Origin of the sequence: Mesobacillus subterraneus (assembly GCF_020524355.2) — a bacterium.
Lineage (GTDB): Bacteria > Bacillota > Bacilli > Bacillales > Cytobacillaceae > Mesobacillus > Mesobacillus subterraneus_C.
The window spans coordinates 1,274,255-1,294,463 of record NZ_CP129019.1; the positions used below are offsets into that span (position 1 = coordinate 1,274,255).

Below are 20,209 nucleotides of genomic sequence, written 5' to 3' on the forward strand. Positions count from 1 at the left end.
AACTATAGATCTTAAGTTTGAAATTGTTATGGCTCAGGTCATTGACCTGCACAATAGAATTTTGAAAGGGTGATGTTCATGACGAAACCAGTGGTAGCTATCGTTGGGCGTCCGAATGTCGGCAAGTCTACGATTTTTAACCGAATCGTTGGTGAACGTATTTCGATCGTTGAAGATATTCCTGGAGTAACGAGGGATCGTATATACAGTTCAGCTGAATGGCTGACACATGATTTTAATATTATTGATACTGGCGGGATAGATTTAGGAGACGAGCCGTTTTTGGATCAAATCCGCCAGCAGGCTGAAATTGCCATTGATGAGGCAGATGTGATCATTTTCCTTGTGAACGGGAGAGAAGGAGTCACTTCTGCTGATGAAGAAGTGGCGAAAATTCTCTATCGTTCCAACAAGCCAGTGGTTCTTGCGGTCAATAAAATTGACAACCCGGAAATGAGAGACCTAATCTACGACTTTTATGCTCTTGGGTTTGGAGAACCGTTCCCGATTTCTGGCTCCCATGGACTTGGTTTGGGTGATTTGCTGGATGAAGCCGCAAAGCATTTTCCAAAGGACAAAGAAGATGAATATGATAAAGATGCAATCAAATTTTCATTAATTGGCCGGCCGAACGTAGGGAAGTCTTCTTTGACAAATGCCATTCTAGGAGAAGATCGCGTAATTGTAAGTGACATTGCAGGTACGACAAGGGACGCGATTGACTCGCAAGTGACTTATGATGGGCAAAAATATGTCATTATTGACACAGCAGGGATGCGCAAAAAGGGTAAGGTTTACGAAACGACCGAAAAGTACAGTGTTCTAAGGGCTTTGAGGGCGATCGAGCGATCTGACGTTGTCCTTGTGGTCATTGATGCAGAAGAGGGCATTATCGAGCAGGATAAGCACATTGCCGGGTATGCTGAAGAAGCAGGGCGTGCAGTCATCATAGTCGTTAACAAATGGGATGCAATTGAGAAAGATGAAAAGACTATGAAGGAATTTGAGGAGAAAATACGTGCCCACTTCAAATTCCTGAGCTATGCCCCAATCGTCTTCTTATCGGCAAAAACAAAGAAACGAATCCATACATTGATGCCGATGATTAATACGGCAAGTGAGAATCATGCACTGAGGGTGCAGACCAATATCCTGAATGAAGTCATCATGGACGCTATTGCGATGAATCCAACGCCAACAGACAAAGGGAAGAGGCTAAAGATTTATTACGCGACGCAGGTTTCGGTAAAGCCGCCTACTTTTGTTGTCTTTGTCAATGAACCTGAATTATTGCATTTTTCTTATGAGCGATTCCTTGAAAACAGAATCAGGGATGCCTTCGATTTCACAGGCACACCAATCAAGATTTTTGCAAGACAAAGAAAATAAGGTAAAGGTTGTGGTTTAAATGGAAAGGAAGAGTGAGAAAATAGCTGTTCTTGGAGCTGGAAGCTGGGGAACGGCTTTGGCTATGGTCCTAGCCGACAATGGTCATGAGGTTCGTCTTTGGGGGCACAATCCAGTGCAAATTGATGAAATCAATCATCACCATACCAACAAGAAATATCTTCCTGAAATTACTCTGCCTGCAACCATCATTGGTTATTCATCACTTCAGGAGGCACTTGCAGGGATCAAAACAGTAATTATGGCTGTCCCTACTAAGGCAATCCGTGAAGTAATCCGAAAAATGACTGAGGTTACTTCAGATCCGTGGGTAATTGTCCATGTCAGTAAAGGGATCGAACCTGATTCCTTGCTTCGTATTTCTGAAATGATTGAAGAAGAAATGCCTGAAGGCTTATTAGAAAGCGTTGTAGTCTTATCTGGTCCAAGTCATGCAGAAGAGGTGAGCCTGCGTCATCCGACGACGGTTACTGTATCCTCGAAAAATATGGGAGCAGCTGAAAAGATCCAGGATATGTTTATCAACAATAACTTTAGAGTATATACAAATCCCGATTTAATCGGTGTGGAAATCGGCGGGGCGCTTAAAAATATAATTGCTCTTGCTGCCGGGATTTCAGATGGATTAGGTTACGGAGATAATGCCAAGGCTGCTTTGATTACAAGGGGGCTTGCTGAAATAGCCCGGCTTGGGGTCAAGATGGGCGCCAGCCCGTTGACTTTTTCTGGATTGACAGGAATAGGAGATTTGATTGTCACATGTACGAGCGTCCATTCCAGGAATTGGCGGGCAGGAAATCTGCTCGGCAAAGGCCAAAACCTTGATGAGGTCCTTGAGAACATGGGGATGGTCGTAGAAGGTGTAAGGACGACAAAGGCGGCATATCAGCTTGCTCAAAAATTTGGGGTCAATATGCCGATAACCAATGCGTTATATAATATCCTTTTCAATGGCGTCAATCCAAAGGACGCTGTTGATGGGTTGATGTCCCGCGAGAAAACTCATGAGATGGAAGACCTGGCTGATGTCCTTGGAGGTAAAATCTGAGTTAGAAAAATTTTCTAATGAATAATATCGCCAATATAGGCATTCGAGGATGCGTTTTATTCCATGCTTGCATAAGATGCAACGAAGCAAACTAGTGGTTTGAACTGGGTGTTAGGGTATTTAGTCATGTAGGCTGAGGTAAAGTTGACCGCCCCTTCTTTACTTCAGTTTTTTTTGCTTTCATAAGGGTTATTTTTGCTTGAATATTTGCTGTATATGATATAATACTTCTCGGAAAAGGGAGGGGTTTATTTTGTCACCCGCATTATTGAAAATGTACATTTCTTTTGTTGGCATGGGCAGTATGATTCTGTCTTTGTTTGCCATCTATTTAAGCCGTTATAAGTTAAAAGGGGTTTTCAAAATTGCGACGGCGATCATAGCATATGTGCTGATGATCTTAGCAGGGCTGATCATCTTTTTTGTTGTTTTCAGCGGTCCGACGAGCGAATAAAATACATAGGATTAAAGGGTTGGGATCAATGAACAAAATCCGTATTTTTATCACAGGCATGCTGGTGTTACTTACATTGACTGGCTGTATGTATCCGGAAGAAAAACTTGTGCAAAATCAGGTTCCCTATAAGGACCAATTAGACAGTGTCCAGTCTGCTGTTGACCAGTATAAGGATGCCAATGGCGGCTTGCTGCCCATTAAAACAAAGGATTTAGAAACACCGATTTATCAAAAGTATCCAATAGATTTTAAGAAAATCGTTCCAAGATTTATTGCTGAGGCACCGGGAAATGCATATGAAAACGGTGGCCTGTTTCAATATGTCCTTGTAGATGCTGAGACAGATCCAACAGTGAAGCTGCTCGATTTGAGAATGGCAGAGACTATTCGTGAGATAAAAATGAGAATTAATGCATCTGGATATCCACCTTTTAAGGAACGGGTCGCAGAAAATGTATATACTCTTGATTTTAAGAAAATTGGCTATAAAGAAGAGCCTGTCGTAGTAAGCCCATTCACAAACCAGAACTTGCATTTTATCATATCGACGGATGGCGAAATTTATGTAGATTACCGGAGCGACCTCTACCAGGCTATTAAATCGTCAAACAAAGAGCTTTCAGAGGGTGAGGATATCCGTGACATTCTCGTAGATAATTCCATGTTCGTACCAGCATATTCTTTGCCTTATACGATTGATAAAGAGACCGATGAACCGGTCTTTTTAGTAAAAGAATAAAATAATTCACAACTTGGCACTTGTATAGATGGACAGTGTGCTTGCGCATTTCTTTGTCCAGCTCCAGCGCCTAGCCCCTAGCCCCTCGAGACGCTTCGGTCCGCTCATTGAAGTCAAAGTACGACTTCACTGATCGGCCCTCCACCGCTTGTCGGGGCTGACCAAGGCACTTCCGCTTTTCTAACAAATTAGTCATAACCCTGTTTCTGCAAAATATATTGTAGAAGTAGGGTTTTTTTGTCTTTAAAAAGATATCGATTGTTCTCATAAATGGGAATTGAAGAAGTCTTTTTTGAAATTAAAATTAAGGGGGTAAAAAAATAAAAAATTGTCATATTGATATAGGACAACATCATAAATATATACTGTCCCAGATTACTAATTTGGATGAATTTATTCCCACTAACTCTATGATCGGGAGGGGATCACTTGGAAAAGGTAGATATTTTTAAGGATATTGCCGAGAGGACTGGCGGCGATATTTACCTGGGGGTTGTAGGTGCTGTCCGCACTGGAAAATCCACTTTTATCAAAAAGTTTATGGAGCTGGTGGTTTTACCTAATATCAATAACGAGGCTGAAAGAGCCAGAGCGCTTGATGAGCTGCCGCAGAGCGCAGCAGGTAAAACAATCATGACCACTGAACCGAAATTCGTGCCTAACCAGGCAGCATCCGTGCATGTTGATGATGGTCTGGATGTAAATATCAGGCTCGTAGATTGCGTAGGGTATACAGTTCCGGGAGCAAAGGGCTATGAGGATGAGAATGGGCCAAGGATGATCAATACGCCTTGGTATGAAGAACCAATCCCTTTCCATGAAGCAGCTGAAATTGGAACAAGGAAGGTTATTCAGGAACATTCTACACTCGGTGTCGTCATTACGACAGATGGGACAATTGGGGAAATCCCAAGACAAGATTATATTGAGGCAGAGGAAAGAGTAATTGAGGAACTAAAGGAAGTCGGAAAACCGTTCATTATGGTGATCAACAGCGCACAGCCGTATCACCCAAATACGGAAACACTTCGTGCGCAATTGGCTGATAAATATGATATTCCTGTGCTTGCTATGAGTGTTGAAAGCATGCGGGAATCAGATGTTCTAAGTGTGATGAGGGAAGCACTGTACGAATTCCCTGTCCTCGAGGTGAACGTTAATCTGCCAAGCTGGGTAATGGTGCTCCGCGAAAACCACTGGTTGCGTGAGAGCTATCAGGAAGCTGTCAAGGAGACTGTCAAGGACATTAAGAGGCTGCGTGATGTAGACAGGGTCGTACATCAATTCAGCGACTTTGAGTACATCGACAGGGCTGGACTGGCGGGCATCGAAATGGGCCAGGGTATAGCAGAAATCGACCTGTATGCACCGGATGATCTTTATGACGAGATTCTAAAAGAAATTGTAGGCGTAGAAATCCGCGGCAAGGATCACTTGCTTGAGCTGATGCAGGAATTTGCATACGCCAAAACAGAGTTTGACCAGATTTCTGATGCGCTAAAAATGGTTAAGCAGACAGGATATGGCATCGCTTCGCCATCACTGACTGACATGAGTCTGGAAGAACCTGAAATTATCCGCCAGGGAGCTCGTTTCGGTGTTCGACTAAGAGCAGTTGCTCCTTCGATCCATATGATCAAAGTGGACGTCGAATCCGAATTCTCGCCAATTATTGGGACAGAGAAACAAAGTGAAGAGCTTGTTCGCTACCTGATGCAGGATTTTGAAGACGATCCGCTGTCAATCTGGAATTCGGATATCTTTGGCAGGAGCTTGAGTTCAATTGTCAGGGAAGGAATTTCGGCGAAATTGAGCTTGATGCCTGAAAATGCAAGGTATAAATTAAAAGAAACACTGGAAAGAATCATCAACGAAGGTTCCGGTGGATTAATCGCAATCATTTTATAAAGGGACTCCTTTTGGGAGTCTTTTTGTTTTGTCTGCCAAAAGAAATTGATTTCCGCAAATTCTAGTTATTTTCAAGTAACTTTGGACCAAAATTAATCTTCTAATATAACTTATAATCAGTAAAATAAGAGTAAAGAACATGTCCTTTGCTTGCGTAAACAGAAGAATAGGCATAAAATTCATTATTGTATGTTTGATACGACCCTATACGGGTAATAAATTAGGGTCATCATATTACAATTATGTTTCAAAGAAGAAAAGATTCCCATTATTTCTTGAAATTATCTTGATAAGAGGAAAACATTATGATAATCTTTTAACAGAATTAGCGTTGTAGCTTATAAACCCTTATATAACACGGTTTTAAGCGATTTAAGGTTTCTCTATCATCGTTTTTTTAAAACTATGATAATAAAATCTTCCAACAACGTATAGAATTCATATGTTTTGTTTAGAAATGTAGTAGGATGCTTAATTTCTGAGCAATGGGATCTCTTTGGGAGGAGGTGAATGGCATGAACAAAACAGAACTAATCAATGCAGTTGCGGAAGCTAGTGAGCTTTCTAAGAAAGATGCAACAAAAGCAGTTGACGCTGTTTTTGATTCAATCTTAAATGCATTAAAAGATGGGGACAAAGTACAATTAATTGGTTTTGGTAACTTCGAAGTTCGTGAGCGCGCTGCCCGTAAAGGACGCAACCCACAAACTGGTGATGAAATCGAAATCTCTGCAAGCAAGGTGCCTGCTTTCAAACCTGGCAAAGCGCTTAAGGATGCAGTGAAATAATTACATACGACGCACTGAGCGTATGCTAAACCTTAAAGGCCGCGACCTGTTCGCGGCCTTTCTCTATGTTCTGGAATATTAAGTTTTGCCTGCTGAGAATTGGTTATGCTAAGATGAAAATATTATAGTCGATTAGTTGATTAACTATGCAAGATTATAATGAGATTGTCGGACCATAGGAGGAAACGCAGATGTCAAACGTCAATCGTGCCCAAATCGAAGAAGCGGTGCGTTTAATATTAGAAGCAGTCGGGGAAGATCCGAACAGGGAAGGTTTACTTGATACTCCCAAACGAGTCGCGAAGATGTATGAGGAAGTTTTCTCAGGGTTGAACCAGGATCCTAAAGAATATTTTGAAACGATATTTGGTGAGGACCATGAGGAACTAGTCCTGGTAAAGGATATCCCTTTCTATTCAATGTGTGAACATCACCTTGTACCTTTCTTTGGAAAGGCACATGTCGCATATATTCCGCGTGGTGGCAAGGTTACAGGACTCAGCAAGCTTGCAAGAGCTGTGGAAGCAGTCGCGAAAAGACCTCAGTTACAGGAAAGAATCACTTCCACTATTGCTAATTCCATCATGGAAAAGCTGGATCCCCATGGTGTCATGGTAGTGGTAGAAGCGGAACATATGTGCATGACAATGAGAGGGGTCAAGAAACCTGGCTCAAAAACAGTAACATCTGCTGTGAGAGGAACTCTAGCAGAGGATGTAAACGCAAGGGCTGAAATTCTCTCATTGATTAAAGGTTAAGAGAATATGGCAATGAAGTTTTTCGTAAAGTAGCATTCAAGTTGTCAAAGGCTGAAAGTAATTCTTTTAGCCTTTTGCTATATCACAAGAAAAGCGCAAGCGCCTTGGTCAGCCCCGACAAGCGCTGGAGGGCCTGCCAGTGAAGTCGTTCTTTGACTTCACTGGCAGGACCGAAGCGACACGAGGGGCTAGGCGCTGGAGCTGGACAATAAGAAAAGCGCAAGCGCCTTGGTCAGCCCCGACAAGCGCTGGAGGGCCTGCCAGTGAAGTCGTTCTTTGACTTCATTGGCAGGACCGAAATCGAAATGTATAGCCGACTGTCCAGAAACGCAGAAACTGGAGACACCGACAAAGAAGCGTCTTTTGCTTCTGCCGGCGGAGTTGAAGTTTCGGAGTTTCTAGGAGGCGACACTAGACATGCGACACGAGGGGCTAGGCGCTGGACCTGACAATTCTCAAAAAGGAATACCATACTTTCCAATCACATAAACAAACATAACTGCGACTCGGGTGGGTACCTCCCGTGTTCGACATATTCTTTCCTGTAAGGGGGATACTAATGGATAAGAAACAAGGTGTTAACACGGACTATGTTGTCATCAAAGCTATTGAAGATGGTGTGAACGTGATTGGTCTTACTAGAGGAACAGACACTCGATTCCATCACTCAGAGAAGCTGGATCAGGGAGAAGTTATGATTGCCCAGTTCACAGAACATACATCAGCCATCAAAATCAGGGGACATGCGAAAATTGTCACTCCATTTGGTGAAATAGTGAGTGAGAAGAAAGAGTAAATTCAAAAAACAACTATTTTGTTACAAGATCAAGTTCGATTCAATGCAAATCGTGTTTAATTTATAATATCTCGTTTATGTTTTCACTATTTGTGATATAATTGTCACTGCCTTGGAATGTTCGGTACAACTGCAAACTAGTAACTTAGGCGCTTTTTTTATGTCTATTTAGATACGACCAGCTATCTGCAAATTGCTGGCTTTCCTGATTGAATAATGTCTCCGGCAATCCAGCATAAATAAGGGGAACAAGGGTGATTTATTTGCTAGATTTACAAAACAAATTAGATGGCACCAGAGAGCTTCTACTCAAAAAACTTTCACATCCTTATTTGCGGGAGCATGTAGAATCTCCTTTTATAGATGATGACCGGCTCTTGTTGCTTACTTCTTTGCTGGAACAGCAGGAAGTAGATCAGGATAGAGCAAAGAATTACACTGTGACCACAATGCTCTTGCAAATTGCCCTTGATACCCATGAGCATGTCCACAATTCACAACCAGGTGAAGAGGATGACACCCATAAGCGCCGCCAGCTGACGGTTCTAGCTGGAATTTATTTCAGCGGACTATATTACAAGCTGCTGGCTGATATGGATGATATAGAAATGATCAAGCGGTTGGCTTCGGGTGTAAAAGAAGTCAATGAGCATAAAATTTCGCTGTATCAAAAAGAAACTGAAGCGATCGATAAGTTAATGGAAAGTGTAAAATTAATTGAGTCGTCTCTTTTAGGCAAGGTCGCTGATCACTTTGATGCGGCTGAATGGTTTGAATTCGCTTCTAATTGGCTTTTTGTAAAGAGGATGCTATCTGAAGAAACGAAGTTCATTAAAAGCGGCAGTTCATTGGTATTCAATGCTCTAAAAAAAATTGCTTTGCCAAAAATGGACCAGAGTTCAACTGAAATTTCTTCTGAACAGCAAAAATACCTTTTAACAATTTGCACTCGGTATATTGAATTTTCAATGACGAAAATTAATGCAGCGTTAAAGAAGCTGCCAGGGATGAACAGCTTGCTGATAGAACGGTTAGACCTGATCTCCGGGCAGCACCAGACCATGTCTAAAAATTTCGTGGAAGAAGGGTAATGCCATGCAGCAATCGAAAGAACAACGTGTTCATGGAGTTTTTGAAAAAATCTATGAAAATTACGACCAGATGAATTCTGTCATTAGTTTTCAGCAGCATATTAAATGGCGCAATGACACAATGAAAAAGATGAATGTCCCAAAAGGAGCGAAAGCACTTGATGTGTGCTGTGGCACCGCTGATTGGACAATTGCGCTTGCAGAAGCAGCTGGCAAAGATGGTGAAGTAGTCGGACTGGATTTCAGCAAAAATATGCTGAAGATTGGCGAGGAGAAATTGCAGGACCGCAACTTGGACCAGGCAGCACTAATCCATGGGAATGCAATGGAACTCCCATTTGAAGATAATAGTTTTGACTATGTCACGATCGGTTTTGGCTTGAGGAATGTCCCTGATTACAATCAGGTGCTTCGTGAAATGTACAGAATTTTAAAGCCCGGCGGAATGGCAGTATGCCTGGAAACATCCCAGCCTACAATGCCAGGTTTTAAGCAGGCTTACAGATTGTACTTCAGGTTTGTCATGCCGATATTCGGCAAACTGTTCGCTAAGAGCTATGATGAGTATTCTTGGCTTCAGGAATCTGCAAAGGACTTCCCAGGCATGAAAGAACTTGCGAAAATGTTCTCTGAAGCAGGATTCGTAAACGTTGAATATAAACCATATAGCGGCGGAGTAGCAGCCGTGCATATCGGCCGCAAATAAGAAAAGCGCAAGCCTGCTGCTATAAGACTATGCCAAGAGTGGCTTCTATCGATAATTTCAGCCATTTCTTGGTCGAAGGCTCACAATGCGCTAGAGCTTGGACCAATACTTTCAGGTCAATATGGAACCTGATCCTGTCTACAATAGACCATGGCTGTCCTTTTCTTTTTCGCTCGGCAGGGAAGGTCAGCCTGTTTTAGTTTAGAGTTGTCACTTCTCTCCGGCTTAACGAAGTGACCCGTATCTGGATTGGTGCCAAAAAAAGTATTTTTTTGTTTGGCCGGATGGAAAGCTCCGTGCATATAAGAAATCTCCTGATTGCATTGAGGCGAGAATGTGCATCAATGGATATAGAGGATGTAAAAGCTGGGTGGATATATATGAAGATGAAGCTATTATATACATATTTGAATTCTGATTTGACATTGATTGAAAGAGAACTAGAAGAAGCGATTCAGGCGGATTCCCAGCTGCTCAGACAGGCAAGCTTACACTTGCTGAAAGCTGGTGGGAAACGAATCAGACCCGTATTTGTGCTCCTTGGCGGTAAATTCGGAAATTATGATATTCAAATCATCAAGGATGTCGCAGTGTCGCTGGAACTCATCCATATGGACTCGCTTGTGCACGATGACGTCATCGACGATGCTGAATTGCGTAGAGGGCAGGCGACAATAAAAGCGAAATGGGATAACAGGATTGCGATGTATACTGGGGATTATATTTTTGCCAGGGCATTGGAGCTTATGACTGACATAGAAAATCCAAAAGCACACCAGATCCTCTCTGATACTATAGTCGAACTTAGTGTTGGGGAAATCGAACAGATAAAAGATAAATACAATTTTGATCAAAATCTGCGTAATTATTTACTGCGGATCAAGCGGAAAACGGCTCTCCTTATTGCCGCGAGCTGCCAGCTTGGTGCCGTTGTGGCAGGTGTTCCCGAGAAGGACCATCGTAAATTGTATCAGTTTGGATACTATGTAGGCATGTCCTTTCAAATTACTGATGACGTGCTGGACTTCACAGGTACGGAAAAGGAACTTGGAAAGCCGGCTGGCGGAGATCTGCTCCAGGGGAATGTCACTCTCCCTGTTCTGTATGCAATGCAGGATGAGTATATTGAAAACCGGATCAGGACTGTCCATGAAGGGATGCCTAGTGAAGAATTGAATGACATCCTGAAGCTTGTACAAGAGTCAGGAGCGATTGAAAAATCACTGGCAATCAGTGACCGCTATCTGGATAAAGCTCTTGAAATCCTAGAAGAGCTCCCATACAATAAGGCAAAGAAGTCATTGCGTGACATCGCAAAATACATTGGAAAACGTAAGTATTAGCAAGTTGCGAATTTTTCAAAAAAATGATACTATTTCTAAGGGTTGCTTTTGTAAGCGGTTCACATACATATATGAATTAGGAGTGGAACTCATGGAAAAGACTTATTTGATGGTCAAGCCTGACGGTGTACAACGCAACCTGATCGGTGAAGTTGTAGCTCGTTTCGAAAAGAAAGGCTTCCAGTTAGTTGGCGCAAAACTTTTGAACATCCCAAGAGAACTTGCTGAAGAGCATTATGGCGAACATAAAGAGCGTCCATTCTTCGGCGAATTGGTAGACTTCATCACTTCAGGACCAGTATTCGCTATGGTATGGCAGGGTGAGAATGTTATTGCAACTGCACGCCAGATGATGGGTGCTACTAACCCTAAGGATGCAGCACCTGGAACAATCCGCGGTGACTACGGCGTAACTGTAGGCAAGAACGTAATTCACGGATCTGACTCACCAGAAAGCGCTGAGCGTGAAATCGGACTTTTCTTCAAACAGGAAGAACAAGCTGAATACAGCAAACTAATCAACGAGTGGGTTTACTAAAAAAAGCATAAGCGCCTTGGTCAGCCCCGACAAGCGATGGAGGTCCGAGCAGTGAAGTCGTTCTTTGACTTCATCTGAGCTGACCGAAACCGAAAAGTATAGCCGACTTAAACTTCGGACACTTGTGAAAAGCAAGTGTCCTTTTTCTTTTTCAGGAACGTTTAATATCTCTTCAGAAAGATGAAAAAAATATATCACCCAAAATCCTATTTTTCGATATAATGAAAATGTTCAACTTTTTCTAGTAAAATTAAGGAGCAATATGATGCCGCAAGACTATGAACACTTTATTTCGAGAATCCACCAAAAGACAGGTATAAACCTTGCTCTATACAAAGAAGCCCAGATGAAAAGAAGGTTGACTTCACTCTATCAAAAGAAAGGCTATTCATCTTTCAAGGAATTCTTTCAGGTACTTGATCAAGACCAGCAGCTTATGAACGAATTTCTGGATCGGATGACAATCAATGTATCTGAGTTTTATAGAAATGCAAAAAGATGGGAAGTACTCGATAAATCGATAGTTCCTGAGTTAATAAGCAAAAACCCGAACCTGAAAATCTGGAGTGCAGCTTGCTCCACTGGTGAAGAACCATACACATTGGCGATGGTGCTGTCAAACCATATGCCATTGTCGAGAATCCAGGTCCTGGCGACTGATATAGATGAAAACGTCCTGACCAAAGCGAAGCGCGGAGTTTATGCAGAAAGGTCACTGAATGAAGCCCCTAGGGAAATGGTAAAGAAATTTTTTCGGCAGGAAGGTTCCTATTATACGGTGGAAGATGACATTAAGAAGACAGTCACGTTTAAAAAGCAAAATCTGCTTGCCGATCGTTTCGGCGGTCCGTTTGACCTGATTGTCTGCAGAAATGTCCTCATTTATTTTACCGAAGAAGCCAAGGAAAGCATTTACCATAAATTCAGCCAGGCATTAAGACCGGGAGGGATTCTGTTTGTTGGAAGCACTGAACAGATCTTCAACCCTGGAACATATGAGTTTGAAACTGCAGATACTTTCTTTTACAGGAAAAAATAAATGGAGGAGCCGGGATTTCCGTGCTCCTTCTTGTTTTTTCCCGAATCAATGGGATTCAATTTCTGCAGGTGAAGAGTTAAGGCTGGAGTACGGAAGATTGTTTTTTGCGAGTCACCATTCTTCATGATAAAATGACTTCATTCTTTAAAAGGCATAATACACATTTCGAAATTTTTAATTTATTTCTGTTCAACTGTATGATATAGTAAAACAAATCCTTTAGCGAGTTGAAGGGGGAAAGTGTATGAGATACTTAACAGCGGGAGAATCACATGGACCGCAGCTAACAACCATTATAGAGGGTATGCCAGCAGGCGTGCCGCTAGTAGCGGAAGATATAAACAAAGAGCTTTCGCGCAGGCAAAAAGGCTATGGCCGCGGCAGAAGGATGCAAATTGAAAAGGATCAGGTGCAGATTACCTCTGGAATTCGGCACGGACAGACATTAGGTTCACCGATCGCCCTGGTTGTTGAAAATAATGATTGGAAGCATTGGACCGGGATTATGGGACAGGAACCGCTCGATGACCAATCCGCTGATGAGGTGAAAAGGAAAATTACCCGTCCCCGTCCCGGTCACGCAGACTTGAACGGAGCCATTAAATATGGACACCGGGATATGAGAAATGTTCTTGAACGCTCATCTGCCCGGGAAACGACTGTCAGAGTCGCTGCAGGTGCTGCAGCAAAGAAACTCTTGTCACTGCTGGGCATCGAGTTAGTTGCTCATGTTGTTGAAATCGGCGGAGTAAAAGCTGAAAAGAAAGACTTCACATCACTGGAACAGCTTAAAGAAATAACAGAAGCTTCTCCAGTCAGATGCTTCGATGCAGATGCAGGAATGAAAATGATGGCAGCAATAGATGATGCAAAGCAAAATGGAGACTCTATTGGCGGTGTTGTCGAGGTGATAGCAGAGGGAATGCCCGCTGGAGTGGGCAGTTATGTTCACTATGACCGCAAGATTGACGGGAAGCTTGCTTCTGCCATTATGAGCATCAATGCCTTCAAAGGCGTTGAGATTGGGATTGGTTTCGAAGCAGCCAGTAGGCCTGGCAGCCAGGTCCATGATGAGATTGCCTGGGAAGCGGGACGTGGTTACTACCGGAAAACGAACAGGCTTGGAGGTCTTGAAGGCGGGATGACAACAGGTATGCCAATTGTTGTCCGTGGTGTTATGAAACCAATCCCGACTCTTTACAAGCCATTGATGAGTGTCGATATCGAGTCAAAGGAACCTTTTGCCGCGAGCATTGAACGCTCTGATGCATGTGCCGTTCCTGCGGCAGCGGTGGTTGCAGAAAGTGTTGTTGCCTGGGAGCTTGCTGCTGCTATCGTTGATCAATTTTATGCCGATCGATTTGACACACTGAAGGCATCAATTGAAGAGCAAAGAAGGACTGCGAGGGATTTTTAAAGATGGAGCAAGTCAATATCCATACAAGCACAAAATCCTATCCAGTACATCTAGGGAAAGGTGCTATTCAGCAACTAACAGAGATTATTCATGGTGCTGAAGACAGTTATACATCTATCATGGTCATTACGGATGAAACAGTCGCAACATACCATCTTGAAGCTTTTCATGAACATACAGCTCTGGAACAAATAGTTGTAAAGATCGTCCCATCAGGGGAAAAAGCGAAAACGTTCGAGGTATATCAAGATTGCCTTACTTCAGCGCTTGAAAATAAACTCGACAGGAAATCGCTGATCATCTCATTTGGCGGAGGGGCAGTGGGAGATTTAGCAGGATTTGTCGCCGCTACTTATATGAGAGGGATTCGATTCATACAAGTTCCAACCACTATTCTAGCGCATGACAGTGCGGTGGGAGGGAAGGTAGCAGTCAATCATCCATTAGGCAAGAACATGATTGGAGCATTCCATCAACCAGAAGCTGTGGTTTATGATCTGAATTTCCTGCAGACGCTTCCTGAACATGAAGTGCGATCTGGCTTTGCTGAGGTCATCAAGCACGCGCTGATAAGCGATGATGTATTTTATAACTGGCTTAAGAATGATATCCATTCTTTGGATAATCTGAATGACTCACAGATACTCGAGTTCTTGACAAAGGGAATCCAAGTTAAAGGAGCCATTATCGCAGAGGATGAGAGAGAGACCGGAATCCGTGCATTTTTGAATTTTGGACACACACTGGACCACGCAATTGAAGCTGAAGCAGGTTACGGTAAAGTGACTCACGGGGAGGCAATAATCATTGGTATGCTATTTGCCCTTCAGTTGAGCATAGAATTGCTTGGGCTTGATTTTAATTTACAAGCATTTAAAATTTGGCTTAAAAATCTTGGATACGAAACTTCAATTCCAGCGGGACTTTTTAATGTGCAGCTGATTGAAAGGATGAAACAGGATAAAAAAGCTGTAAACAATACAATTCGTTTCGTTTTACTAGAGAAGATTGGAGTCCCTGCGCTCATTGAAATAGAAGAAAAAGTTTTGTTGATGCACCTGAAGGAATTTGTAGAAGAGGGGGAGTAAGATGATTAGGGGAGTAAGAGGAGCTACTACAGTTAACGAGAATGATGAGCAGGAAATCATTTCTGCGACCGAAAGGCTTCTAAAGGAAGCTATCGTTTCTAATAAGATTGCTCCGGATCAAGTTGCTTCAATTTTCATATCAGCAACGGTTGATGTTGATGCAGCCTTTCCGGCAAGAGCCTTAAGGAATCTGGCTGGCTGGACCTATGTCCCAGTGATGTGCATGCAAGAATTATCTGTCCCCGGCTCGCTACAGAAGTGTATCAGAGTCATGATTCATTTCAACACCGAAAAAACACAGGAAGAGGTCAAGCACATTTATCTTGAGGGAGCTTCTAGTCTTAGACCTGATCTTTAATTTTATGCTTTTTCCCGAGCGCCAAACAGTGTATGATATAGACATGTTCTTTATTGCTTTAATTAGATAGTGTATTAAAGAGTAGAATAGTCGAGGTGGATAAGATGAGATGGAAAGAGCAGCTTTTAAAGCTTAAACCATACCAGCCTGGCAAATCGATTGCTGAAGTGAAAAGGCAGTATGGTTTATCAGAGATTGTAAAATTGGCTTCAAATGAAAATCCGTTTGGTTCTTCAGAAAAAGTAAAAAACGAAATCGCGGGCTATGCTGATAAATTTTCAGTATACCCAGATGGATATGCTACCGAACTTCGTACACATCTGGCAGATCACCTGGGTGTAAAAGAAGGAGAAATCATTCTTGGCAACGGATCAGATGAAATCATCCAGATGATTGCCCGGGGTCTGCTCACACCTCACACGAAAACTGTGATGGCGGCACCAACATTTCCTCAGTATAAACACAATGGTATTATTGAGGGCTGTGAAATAACAGAAATTCCATTGGTAAATGGTGCACATGATTTGAATGGAATGGCTGCCGCTGTTGATGACCGCACCACGGTGGTCTGGTTATGCTCTCCAAATAATCCAACGGGGGTTTATATAACCGAAGAAGAATTGACAGCTTTTATGGCACGTGTGCCAAGTCATGTTCTTGTCGTGCTGGATGAAGCCTACTTCGAATATGTAACCGCTGAGGATTATCATGATTCTTTAAGATTGCTTAAGCAATACCAAAACCTAATTATCCTGAGAACTTTTTCAAAAATTTATGGACTTGCCAGCTTTAGGGTTGGATATGGAATTGCTCATGAGGATACAATTTCAGCACTCGAACCTGTCAGGGAGCCGTTCAATGTAAACTCATTGGCACAAGCTGCGGCTATTGCGGCAATTGATGATCAGGATTTTGTAAAAGAATGCAAAAGAGAAAACGAGGCTGGCTTAGAGCAGTTTTACCAGTTCTGTGATAGTGCGGGGTTGAGCTATTATCCTTCACAAGGGAATTTCATCTTGATTAACTTTAAAAGGGACGGTCAGGAGGTATTTCAATTCCTCCTGGAAAGAGGGTATATCGTCCGTTCCGGGACAGCACTCGGCTTCCCTACTAGTGTAAGGATTACCATTGGCTCAAAGGAACAAAATCAAGGCGTAATTGATGTTATCAAACAATATTTGAGTGTAGATACTGTAATATCTAAATAAGGGTGTGGAACTTATGGAAGGCCGCGTATTAATCATTGGTCTCGGTTTAATTGGCGGCTCTCTGGCGATGTGTATTAAAGCTCAGCATCCGGGGGCAGAACTCATCGGATTTGATGCGGACGAAGATCAAATGGACCTGGCCATGATGCTGGGCGTCATTGACCGGGCAGCTGGAAGTATCGAAATAGAAGCTCCTAAGGCGGATCTTATTATTGTAGCCACTCCGGTTTTGACCTCTGAAAGCATTATCGAATCTTTAGCTTCATTGCAACTGAAAGATGAAGTCATTGTTACCGACACTGGCAGTACGAAGGGATTCATTTCAATGAAGGCAGCCATCTTGAGAAAAAAAGGAATAGCATTCATTGGCGGCCATCCAATGGCTGGTTCCCATAAAAGTGGTGTAGCTGCAGCAAAGAAAATCCTGTTTGAAAATGCTTTCTATCTTCTTACACCTGATTCAATGGTCAGAAGTGAGACGGTAGATCGGTTAAAATCTTGGCTTTCTGGCACGAGGGCCAAATTCCTCGAAGTTTCCCCTGAAGAGCATGACTATCTTACAGGGGTCGTCAGCCATTTTCCGCATATCATCGCTGCGTCCCTTGTTCACCAGGCGTCAAGGGCGGAGGAAGGAAATCCGCTAGTCAAACGCCTGGCGGCTGGCGGGTTCAGGGATATCACACGGATTGCTTCAAGCAGCCCGAGGATGTGGAGAGATATTCTTCTTCAGAACCGTGAAGTCCTAATTTCTTTGTTAAATGACTGGCAGGATGAAATGGGACGTGTAAAAGAATTATTGGTTACTAATGATAGAGATAGCATCTATGATTTCTTTGATTCAGCAAAAAATTACCGGGATGGACTTCCTGTCAGCGAAAAAGGAGCTATTCCTAGTTTTTATGACCTGTTCGTAGATGTTCCCGACTATCCAGGGGTGATTTCTGAAATTACGGGATACCTGGCAATTGAAAATATCAGTATAACCAATATTAGAATCATAGAAACTCGTGAAGATATCTATGGCATCCTGGTGATCAGCTTCCAGACACCTAAAGACCGCGCCAGGGCCAAGGAATGTATCGGAAGAAATACAGTCTATGATATGTCTATTGGAAAGTAAACTGAAGGAGCAGAACTATGTCCGTAAAAACACTTTTGATAAATAGAACCAGTTTGGAAGGTCAGGTCCAAGTACCTGGCGATAAATCAATCTCGCATAGAGCAGTCATGTTCGGCTCCATTGCCAATGGAATCACCACTATCGAAAACTTCCTGCCAGGAGAAGACTGTTTAAGTACGATTTCCTGCTTCCGCCAGCTCGGTGTTGACATTGTCCAGAATGGGAGCGATGTAACGGTTGTCGGAAGTGGCACGGAAGGGTTGCACCAGCCCGAGGACACGCTGTATGTTGGGAATTCAGGAACAACCATCAGATTGATGATGGGGATTCTTTCTGGATTGTCTTTCACATCAACCCTTGAAGGTGATGAATCGATTGCCAAAAGGCCGATGACTAGAGTGACTCTTCCTCTCGGTAAAATGGGTGCAAGCATTATTGGCAGGAATAATGGCGAATTTACGCCACTGACAGTGGAAGACCAGAAATTACACGGGATTACATATGAACTGCCAGTTGCAAGCGCGCAGGTGAAGTCGGCAATCCTCCTTGCCGGGTTGCAAGCAGAAGGGGAAACAAACGTTATCGAACCAGTGAAAACAAGGGATCATACTGAGCGCATGATCAAGCAGTTTGGCGGCGAATTTGTCCGTGAAGGGGATACAGTTAGGATAACTGGAGGACAAATACTAAAGGGTACACATATAAATGTTCCTGGTGACATTTCATCAGCCGCCTTTTTTCTGGTGGCGGCAGCAATCGTTCCTGGAAGTGACATCATACTCCGGAATGTTGGTTTAAACCCGACAAGAACTGGAATAATCGATGTGCTTAAAGCAATGGGAGCAGATTTGGTTATCGAACCATATGACAGTGAATCAGCTGAACCAGCTGGGGATATAAGAATTAAGTATTCTAAACTAAAGGGCATAATAGTTGAAGGTGATCTGATTCCTCGATTAATCGATGAAATCCCGGTCATCGCTTTGCTGGCAACGCAGGCGCAGGGAAACACGGTCATTAAGGATGCATCAGAATTAAAGGTTAAGGAAACAAATCGAATTGATACTGTTGTTAATGAACTGAAGAAACTTGGAGCAAATATCGAGGCTACTGATGATGGGATGATTATACATGGGCAACAAAGCCTTGATGGCGGTACTGTGTCAGCACATGGGGATCACCGGATTGGAATGATGCTTTCCATCGCTGCTCTGCTCTGCAAAAAGGATGTCAGACTGGAACAAAGTGAGGCGGTCGCCGTTTCCTACCCAGGTTTTTTTGATGACTTGTATTCACTTGTAGGAAAATAAGAAATTGTCTAGAAGGCCAATCATGATAAATGAATGGCCTTCTGTCTTTTTGTAAAATCTATAAAAAGAACTGCCGTCGTTATATTCTCGGGATTTCTGCATAGTTTGTCATAAGACCGATAAAGGAGTGGTTTTATGGCATACATGATAGAGAATGTCCATCTATTGAAAGGACAAGCTTTCACAGATACAAATATACTGGTGGAGGACCAGCGAATCATATCGACAACATCCAATTGTGAACGATATAACTGCATGAGGATGGATGCTGACAACTATATCATGACCCCAACCCATGTCCTCTTTGATACGAACCTCCCAATGAAGGAATCTTTTAAAGAAAGAAAAGAATATTACTTGAATAATTTTATTCTAAAGGGAAGCACCGTTGTATTCACAACAGTAAAGATCCAATTTGAACGGCAGCTCGAAGAAAAGCTTAAGCAGGCGAGAAGTGATTTGCTAGACAGCCCAATCGATTTTGTTCTACGGGTCAGCGTTCCGCCTCGAATATTGAAACCTGGATTTATCAGGAAGTGTAAGAAGATGAAAGTACCAGCGATTTTTCTGGAGATCGACGAGATGGACACTCTGAATACGATGCCATGGGGATGGATTAAGGAAGCGCTGTTTCCTTATAACTGTCCAATCATTCCAACATTCCCTGAAAGTAAGCATAAGAAAGGAAGGCAGCTTCAGCTTAATGCCTGGAGCGGTTTGATGAAAAAGGAGAAGGTTCCTGCGGTGTATGAAGACTTATCGAATCCAGGTCCTGTGTCAAGGTCGATTTTAAAGAAGACCGGAATCTTCCCTGAAAAATCAAATTTGCATAGTGGCGGAGAACTCAGCTATAATCTCTATTCCAGAAGCCTCGAAACAAAATACCGTGATGAGCACGGGTTGTTTTTTCAATCGAAGCATCTTGCGGTGACTGTGGACAAGGGAAAAGTCATTCGCGCAGGTGCCGAGGTTTATTATCGGCCAGGAAAGGGAGAGAATGTTATAATTAAGACACCAGGATTTTTTACAGACAATTACTAAAAACTCTTCAGGCATTGCTAGTTAATCAGCTGTAAGTGAACTGGAAAAT

Annotated in this window: 22 protein-coding genes; all 22 read left to right on the forward strand. The window is 42.8% G+C overall.

Annotated features, from left to right (window positions below; translation table 11 throughout):
* The first annotated feature begins 78 nt into the window (after positions 1–78).
* The 22 genes from der (at position 79) to LC048_RS06535 (ending at position 20,160) form a co-directional block, all read left to right on the forward strand.
* Positions 79–1,389, forward strand: coding sequence for a ribosome biogenesis GTPase Der (der, locus tag LC048_RS06430; RefSeq protein WP_226602233.1), 1,311 nt, complete (start codon positions 79–81; stop codon positions 1,387–1,389).
* 19 nt (positions 1,390–1,408) lie between these two features.
* Positions 1,409–2,455: an NAD(P)H-dependent glycerol-3-phosphate dehydrogenase gene (locus LC048_RS06435; RefSeq protein WP_226602234.1), complete on the forward strand. Its 1,047-nt coding sequence runs from the start codon at positions 1,409–1,411 to the stop codon at positions 2,453–2,455.
* 253 nt (positions 2,456–2,708) lie between these two features.
* Entirely contained in the window at positions 2,709–2,909 is a 201-nt protein-coding gene (locus tag LC048_RS06440) for a DUF2768 domain-containing protein (protein WP_226602235.1), read from the forward strand.
* A gap of 28 nt (positions 2,910–2,937) precedes the next feature.
* Entirely contained in the window at positions 2,938–3,651 is a 714-nt protein-coding gene (locus tag LC048_RS06445) for a hypothetical protein (RefSeq protein ID WP_226602236.1), read from the forward strand.
* Positions 3,652–4,080: 429 nt separating this feature from the next.
* On the forward strand, positions 4,081–5,559 hold the full coding sequence (spoIVA, locus tag LC048_RS06450; protein WP_226602237.1) for a stage IV sporulation protein A: 1,479 nt from the start codon (positions 4,081–4,083) through the stop codon (positions 5,557–5,559).
* A 515-nt stretch (positions 5,560–6,074) separates the two neighbouring features.
* Positions 6,075–6,347, forward strand: coding sequence for an HU family DNA-binding protein (locus LC048_RS06455; RefSeq protein ID WP_023627533.1), 273 nt, complete (start codon positions 6,075–6,077; stop codon positions 6,345–6,347).
* A 191-nt stretch (positions 6,348–6,538) separates the two neighbouring features.
* A complete protein-coding gene (gene folE / locus LC048_RS06460; RefSeq protein WP_041965672.1) occupies positions 6,539–7,105 on the forward strand; it encodes a GTP cyclohydrolase I FolE in 567 nt (188 codons plus the stop codon).
* A gap of 139 nt (positions 7,106–7,244) precedes the next feature.
* Positions 7,245–7,385: a hypothetical protein gene (locus LC048_RS06465; RefSeq protein WP_226602238.1), complete on the forward strand. Its 141-nt coding sequence runs from the start codon at positions 7,245–7,247 to the stop codon at positions 7,383–7,385.
* Positions 7,369–7,554 carry a hypothetical protein gene (locus LC048_RS06470; RefSeq protein WP_226602239.1) on the forward strand — a complete coding sequence of 62 codons (186 nt, stop codon included), beginning with the start codon at positions 7,369–7,371 and terminating at the stop codon, positions 7,552–7,554. Before LC048_RS06465 ends, LC048_RS06470 begins: the two co-directional genes overlap by 17 nt.
* A 110-nt stretch (positions 7,555–7,664) precedes the next feature.
* Complete coding sequence (gene mtrB, locus LC048_RS06475) at positions 7,665–7,901, forward strand: trp RNA-binding attenuation protein MtrB (RefSeq protein WP_226602240.1); 237 nt, start codon at positions 7,665–7,667, stop codon at positions 7,899–7,901.
* 254 nt (positions 7,902–8,155) lie between these two features.
* Complete coding sequence (locus tag LC048_RS06480; protein ID WP_226602241.1) at positions 8,156–8,992, forward strand: heptaprenyl diphosphate synthase component 1; 837 nt, start codon at positions 8,156–8,158, stop codon at positions 8,990–8,992.
* A gap of 4 nt (positions 8,993–8,996) precedes the next feature.
* The gene (locus LC048_RS06485) at positions 8,997–9,698 is read left to right on the forward strand and encodes a demethylmenaquinone methyltransferase (protein ID WP_226602242.1); all 702 of its coding nucleotides are present in this window, start codon (positions 8,997–8,999) and stop codon (positions 9,696–9,698) included.
* A 380-nt stretch (positions 9,699–10,078) separates the two neighbouring features.
* A complete protein-coding gene (gene hepT / locus LC048_RS06490; protein ID WP_306049762.1) occupies positions 10,079–11,041 on the forward strand; it encodes a heptaprenyl diphosphate synthase component II in 963 nt (320 codons plus the stop codon).
* Positions 11,042–11,132: 91 nt separating this feature from the next.
* The gene (gene ndk, locus LC048_RS06495; protein ID WP_226602244.1) at positions 11,133–11,579 is read left to right on the forward strand and encodes a nucleoside-diphosphate kinase; all 447 of its coding nucleotides are present in this window, start codon (positions 11,133–11,135) and stop codon (positions 11,577–11,579) included.
* 265 nt (positions 11,580–11,844) lie between these two features.
* Positions 11,845–12,618: a CheR family methyltransferase gene (locus LC048_RS06500; RefSeq protein ID WP_306050462.1), complete on the forward strand. Its 774-nt coding sequence runs from the start codon at positions 11,845–11,847 to the stop codon at positions 12,616–12,618.
* Between the two features lie 244 nt (positions 12,619–12,862).
* Positions 12,863–14,035, forward strand: a complete 1,173-nt coding sequence (aroC, locus tag LC048_RS06505) for a chorismate synthase (RefSeq protein WP_226602246.1) — start codon at positions 12,863–12,865, stop codon at positions 14,033–14,035.
* Between the two features lie 2 nt (positions 14,036–14,037).
* A complete protein-coding gene (aroB, locus tag LC048_RS06510) occupies positions 14,038–15,123 on the forward strand; it encodes a 3-dehydroquinate synthase (RefSeq protein WP_306049765.1) in 1,086 nt (361 codons plus the stop codon).
* Between the two features lies 1 nt (position 15,124).
* On the forward strand, positions 15,125–15,481 hold the full coding sequence (gene aroH / locus LC048_RS06515; RefSeq protein WP_226602248.1) for a chorismate mutase: 357 nt from the start codon (positions 15,125–15,127) through the stop codon (positions 15,479–15,481).
* 104 nt (positions 15,482–15,585) lie between these two features.
* Positions 15,586–16,689: a histidinol-phosphate transaminase gene (gene hisC, locus LC048_RS06520; protein WP_226602249.1), complete on the forward strand. Its 1,104-nt coding sequence runs from the start codon at positions 15,586–15,588 to the stop codon at positions 16,687–16,689.
* A gap of 13 nt (positions 16,690–16,702) precedes the next feature.
* Positions 16,703–17,809, forward strand: coding sequence for a prephenate dehydrogenase (locus LC048_RS06525; RefSeq protein WP_226602250.1), 1,107 nt, complete (start codon positions 16,703–16,705; stop codon positions 17,807–17,809).
* A 17-nt stretch (positions 17,810–17,826) separates the two neighbouring features.
* Positions 17,827–19,119, forward strand: a complete 1,293-nt coding sequence (aroA, locus tag LC048_RS06530; RefSeq protein WP_306049768.1) for a 3-phosphoshikimate 1-carboxyvinyltransferase — start codon at positions 17,827–17,829, stop codon at positions 19,117–19,119.
* A gap of 135 nt (positions 19,120–19,254) precedes the next feature.
* Positions 19,255–20,160, forward strand: a complete 906-nt coding sequence (locus LC048_RS06535) for a hypothetical protein (RefSeq protein ID WP_306049770.1) — start codon at positions 19,255–19,257, stop codon at positions 20,158–20,160.
* The last annotated feature ends 49 nt before the right edge of the window (positions 20,161–20,209 follow it).